This is a genomic window from Calditrichota bacterium (assembly GCA_014359355.1).
In the GTDB taxonomy this organism is placed as follows: domain Bacteria; phylum Zhuqueibacterota; class Zhuqueibacteria; order JANLFK01; family Oleimicrobiaceae; genus Oleimicrobium.
In genome coordinates this window covers 1-4784 of sequence record JACIZP010000314.1, presented here as the reverse complement: position 1 = coordinate 4784, position 4784 = coordinate 1, and the positions used below count along the sequence as shown (strand labels likewise).

The window sequence follows — 4784 nt, the reverse complement described above, 5'->3', positions numbered from 1 at the left end:
TGGGATAATCTTGCAGAGCACAATCTTTTTCAGGCTGGAGCCGTACGCTCCGCTCTTCCAGCGGGCCAGGTAGGCAAGCAGTTCGGCCAGTTTTCCCGAGGCCGTATTGAGGAAAGTCTGACCGTGGTCGTTGGAATAGGGGGCCGCCGTTTCGGTGTTGCTTATGTTGTTGGTGCCGAGGTGCAGGAGAATGTACTCGGGGGCGTAGTTGTTCATGTCGGGCGCGATGTCGCGGGCGCCGGTGCCAAGGCCACCAATGTAAAATTCCTCTATGCGGGCGCCTGGAAAGAAGTAGCCCTCGTACGGGGGAGTGCCTGTGCCACCGACGAAGTCGAAGCTCAGCCCGGCATCCCGCAGCCGTGCATAGAGGTCATTGCGAAATCCCAGTCCGTCGGAGCTGCCGTATCTGCCATCGGTGATGGAGTTGCCGACGAGCATGATGCGTGTTTGGGCCAAGCCCTGTGTTGCCAGCAATGTGAATAGCAAGCCGGCTGTCAAGACCAATCGTGCCCACGACCGCCCTCTGCGCATGATGGATAGCTCTCCTTTGCCACTCGTTTCGTCCATGCAATTCGATCCTGACCGCTCTTGGTGCCCAGGCGCCTCCCGTGCCGGTGGGCGCGGCCTGGTCCGTTTCACTGTGAGACAGACGTTCGCTTTCTTTGACCACCTCCCGGTGAAAACGTGCTGAAAACGCTCATGCTGAATGCTTTGCCACCTGTGGGGCAAAATTGGGGCCAACACGCCGCCAAGCGGAAAGCGGGCCAATTGATGCATTTGTTACCTCCAGCACCTTGACTTTGCGGAGGGGGAAGGTGCAGGAAGAACAGCCTCTTGAATTCCGCCGCACCGGGCGAGTCGGTGAGACATGGTGCCGGCACAGACGCGCTCGTTGCGCGAGCCCAATCCTGGACGGGTGGTCCATTGGCCAAGCAAGTGACCAAAAACTGGACAGGAGTTTTCGCGAATTCTTGCAGAAAACGCGAGATTTTGCTTGACACCTTGGGAACTTTTGCATATATTTGGCCAGAGTTAGGAAGAATTGGGAATTCATACCACTCCGTGGGCGCGCACCATGCCGATCGTGCAGACACTGGACCCTTCGCAGTCGCTTTACACCGAATTCCAGGGCTACAGCAAGGTTGCCGTCGACCAGAAGGGTCGCATCAGCATCCCCGCCAAGTTCCGTGCGCTCCTTTCGGTTGAGTCCCGGGACGGCTTGATTCTGATGCAGGGCATCGAGCCGTGCATTTATGCCTATCCTCTGGATGAATGGGCGCGTCTCACCAAGTTGTTCGAGAGCCAATGGGGCAATCTCAAGCAGAAGTATCGCTTCAATCGTCGGTGGGCGATGCCCAGCATGCTGGTGCAGTTCGATCCGCAGGGGAGAATAGCTCTTCCTGCGAACTTGCGCGAACATGCCCACATTGAAGATGAGGCGATTGTCGGTGGGGTAGTGGACCACCTGGAAGTATGGAACCCGAGCTTGCTCCAGCAAGCGATTCAGGAGGTGGAGCAAGAGTTCGCGGAGATGTTCGGCAATCTGGCGCAGGCCAGAGGGGCTCCGGAACTGGGGAACGGGCCCGCGCCGACTGAAGAGAGGGCATGAGGTCGTTCATCTGCCCGTGATATTCCATGAGCCTGTACTTGTTGAGGCAGTGGCGCGCTACTGGCTGCCGCGGCCGCAGGGTGTGTACGTCGATGCGACCATAGGCGGCGGCGGGTATGAGCGCATCTTGCTGCCGAGGCTCGGCCCTGGGGTACGTGTGGTGGGGATTGACTTGGATGGGGCAGCCCTGGCAGCTGCGCAGGAAGCGCTCCGGCAGTTCGGCTCGCAGGTCATCTTGCGACAGGGCAACTTTCGTGACGTGGGACGGGTGCTTGCCGAGCTGGGCATCGACCGGGTCGACGGCATCCTCTTCGACCTCGGGGTGAGCAGTTACCAGCTGGATACCGCAGCGCGGGGCTTCTCTTATCGCTTCGAGGGGCCGTTGGACATGCGCATGGACACCAGTCATCCCACTACCGCCGAGACCATCATCGCGCGCAGCTCCGAGGAAGAGCTGGCGTCCCTTCTGCGCACGTTGGGTGAGGAGCGGCACGCCCGGCGCATCGCCGCTGCCATTGTGCGCGCCAGACAGAGGGAACCCATTCGCAGCACGACCCAATTGGCGGCGATCATTCGCGCCACCGTGCGCGGTCCGCACCAGGTGAAGACGCTATCGCGTTGCTTTCAGGCGTTGCGCATGGCGGTCAATCGCGAGCACGAGGCCTTGGGCGAGGCTTTGGAGCAGGTTCCCAGTCTCCTCACAGCGGGAGGGCGCGTGGTGGTGCTGTCCTACGAGTCCATCAGCGATCGGATTGTCAAGACCTTTCTCCTCGAGCAGCAGAAGGGGTGCATTTGCCCGCCCTCGCTGCCGAGGTGCGTCTGTGGCAGGCAGCCGACCATGCGGGTGCTCACCAGGCGGCCATTGGTGCCGTCGGTTGAGGAGAGGCGACGGAATCCGCGAAGCAGGGGGGCAAAGCTGCGGGCGGCTGAGCGTCTTCCCTAGGCAGGAAGGCGGCAAGGAGTTCTCTTGAGAAGTCAGGATCTGCGGCCATGCTCATCGCCACACGCACGCGACGCTATGCTTCCCCCGGTTCACGGATTGCGCGGCAACGGCTGCAGCAGCAGCGGCGCAGGGTGGCGCGCTTGTTTGCCCTTGTGGTGTTGTGCTGTGCTGCGGTCATTTTGTACGTCTGGCAGTTGGTCCACGCCCAGGAGCTCATGCGGCAGATTGCCTCGCACGAGAAGCGGCTGGCAGTCCTCAGCAAAGAAGTGGCGCAGCTTGAAGAGATCAGGGGAAAGCTGGTGAGCTTTGATCACATCACCGGGCAGGTGGCACGCGAGCTCAACCTCGGTTTCTACGGTAGGCGCAACCTGGTGGTGCCGTCCGGTCTGCGCCCCTTGATCGAGGAAGATGAGCGGCAGAGCAGCGGGCGATAAGGTGCAGAATAGGGCTGATGGTAGGTCATGGTCCTGGTTGCCTCTCTCTTGGTAATGTGGCCGAAAGGTGCGTGTGGTGCTGAGGCACGTGACAAAACAGGAGAGGTGCGAGGACATCGTCAGTTGTGTGCGCTTTGGCTGGCTGGTGACGCTGGCGTTGGTGATGGTGGCCGGCCGGCTGGTGGAGGTGCAACTCATCAGACCTGAGGCCTACAGACAGAAGATGCCGATCGTCCGGCTGAGCAAGTTGGAGCCGAGGCGTGGCGAGATACTCGACCGCGAGGGTGTACGCTTGGTCATCAACAAGCCGGCGGTCTCGGTGGGCTATGACTTGCGCCAGAGCGGCAACCCTGGGCTGGTGGTGCGGCAGCTCGGGCCCGTCTTGGGCCAATCACCAGATGCCCTGCAGGCCAAATTGGCACGGGGCGGCTCCTTTGTCTGGCTGGGCCGGAGGCTGTCGGCTGAGGTGGGCGACCGCGTCCGCAGCCTTGGGCTCCTCCAGGTGCGCGTCGTCGATGAGTGGCGCCGTGCCTACCCCTTCGGCACCACCGCCTGTCATCTGTTGGGCTTCACCGACGTGGACAACCGCGGGCTGGCCGGTATCGAGTATGCCTGGGACGATCGTCTGCACGGCAAACCCGGGCTCGCCTACCTCCACCTTGATGCTCAAGGGCGCGTCTTCCGCATGCCGGGCGCACCGCAGGTCGACCCTGTGCCAGGGGAGACGCTCATCCTGACCATCCACCGGGTGGTGCAGCGCATCTGCGAGGAGGAGCTGGTCGAAGCCTTGCGCCAATTCGACGCGGCTGCGGCGTGCGCAGTAGTGGTGGAGCCTCAGAGCGGGCACGTCCTCGCCTTGGCGTGCGCGCCCCTCTTCGACCCCAGCGAAGGGACCAAGGCACATCCTGACCTCTGGCGGCTGCGGCCCATCACCGATGCGTACGAGCTCGGTTCGGTTATGAAGCTCGTGCCCATGGCCCTTGTTCTTGAGGAGCATCTGCGCACGCCTGACGAGACGGTCTTCTGCGAGAACGGGCGCTATCGAGTCCTGGGCCAGACCATCGAAGACCACGAACCTTACGGCTGGCTCACTGTGCGCGAAGTGCTGGTCAACTCCAGCAACATAGGGATTGCCAAGATCGGGTTGAAGATCCCTCCCGAGCTTCTGCTCCGCTACGAGCGCAACTTCGGCTTTGGCACGGCCACGGGCATAGAGCTGAAGGGCGAGGTGCGCGGCATCCTGCCCAATCTCAACCAATGGAGCGCCTTCACGCCTGCAGCCATGAGCTACGGGTACGAGATTGCCGTCACGCCTCTGCAGGTGGCCATGGCGTACGCTGCTGTGGCAAATGGCGGCGTACTCATGCGGCCGAAAGTGGTGCTCGGGACGGTGCGCGAGGGCAAAGAGGACCTTAGCCTTGGCGAGCCGCAGGTGGTGCGGCGCGTCATCTCCCAGTCCACTGCGGAGACGCTCAACGAGATACTTGTCGATGTGGTGAACCACGGTACCGGGCGGAAGGCGCAGATAGCCGGGCACCGGATCGCCGGCAAGACAGGCACTGCCCGCAAGGTGAGACCGCAAGGCCGAGGCCATGAGGAACGCTATCTTTCCTCCTTCGTCGGCTACTACCCGGCAGAAGTCGGCAAGGCCGAGTTTTGTATCCTGGTGGTAGTGGATGATCCCAAGGGCCAGTACTACGCGGCCGACGTTGCCGCGCCGACGTTCAAGAGGATCCTGCAGCGCATCCTCAAGTGGCGTGGCGAGCAGGAGGTGACACCACCGGTAGAGGCGCCCGAA

At 62.0% G+C, this 4784-nt stretch carries 5 protein-coding genes; 4 read left to right on the top strand and 1 reads right to left on the bottom strand.

All coding sequences use genetic code 11. The annotated features are described in order from the left end of the window. Positions 1-531: SGNH/GDSL hydrolase family protein (locus tag H5U38_13530; GenBank protein ID MBC7188040.1), on the bottom strand; the 531-nt coding region annotated here is incomplete at its 3' end. 544 nt (positions 532-1075) lie between these two features. Here H5U38_13530 and H5U38_13525 point away from each other — a divergent pair. The 4 genes from H5U38_13525 to H5U38_13510 all read left to right on the top strand — a co-directional run. Further along, positions 1076-1609, top strand: coding sequence for a division/cell wall cluster transcriptional repressor MraZ (locus tag H5U38_13525; protein MBC7188039.1), 534 nt, complete (start codon positions 1076-1078; stop codon positions 1607-1609). Positions 1610-1625: 16 nt separating this feature from the next. Further along, positions 1626-2552: a 16S rRNA (cytosine(1402)-N(4))-methyltransferase RsmH gene (gene rsmH, locus H5U38_13520; GenBank protein MBC7188038.1), complete on the top strand. Its 927-nt coding sequence runs from the start codon at positions 1626-1628 to the stop codon at positions 2550-2552. Positions 2553-2599: 47 nt separating this feature from the next. Next, complete coding sequence (locus tag H5U38_13515) at positions 2600-2986, top strand: hypothetical protein (protein MBC7188037.1); 387 nt, start codon at positions 2600-2602, stop codon at positions 2984-2986. Between the two features lie 88 nt (positions 2987-3074). Next, on the top strand, positions 3075-4784 hold a 1710-nt coding region (locus H5U38_13510; GenBank protein ID MBC7188036.1), incomplete at its 3' end, for a penicillin-binding protein 2.

Excerpts from the sequence above, each read along its gene's own strand:
- H5U38_13515 (MBC7188037.1), top strand. The coding sequence starts at position 2,600 with ATGCTCATCGCCACACGCACGCGACGCTATGCTTCCCCCGGTTCACGG.
- H5U38_13525 (MBC7188039.1), top strand. The coding sequence starts at position 1,076 with ATGCCGATCGTGCAGACACTGGACCCTTCGCAGTCGCTTTACACCGAA.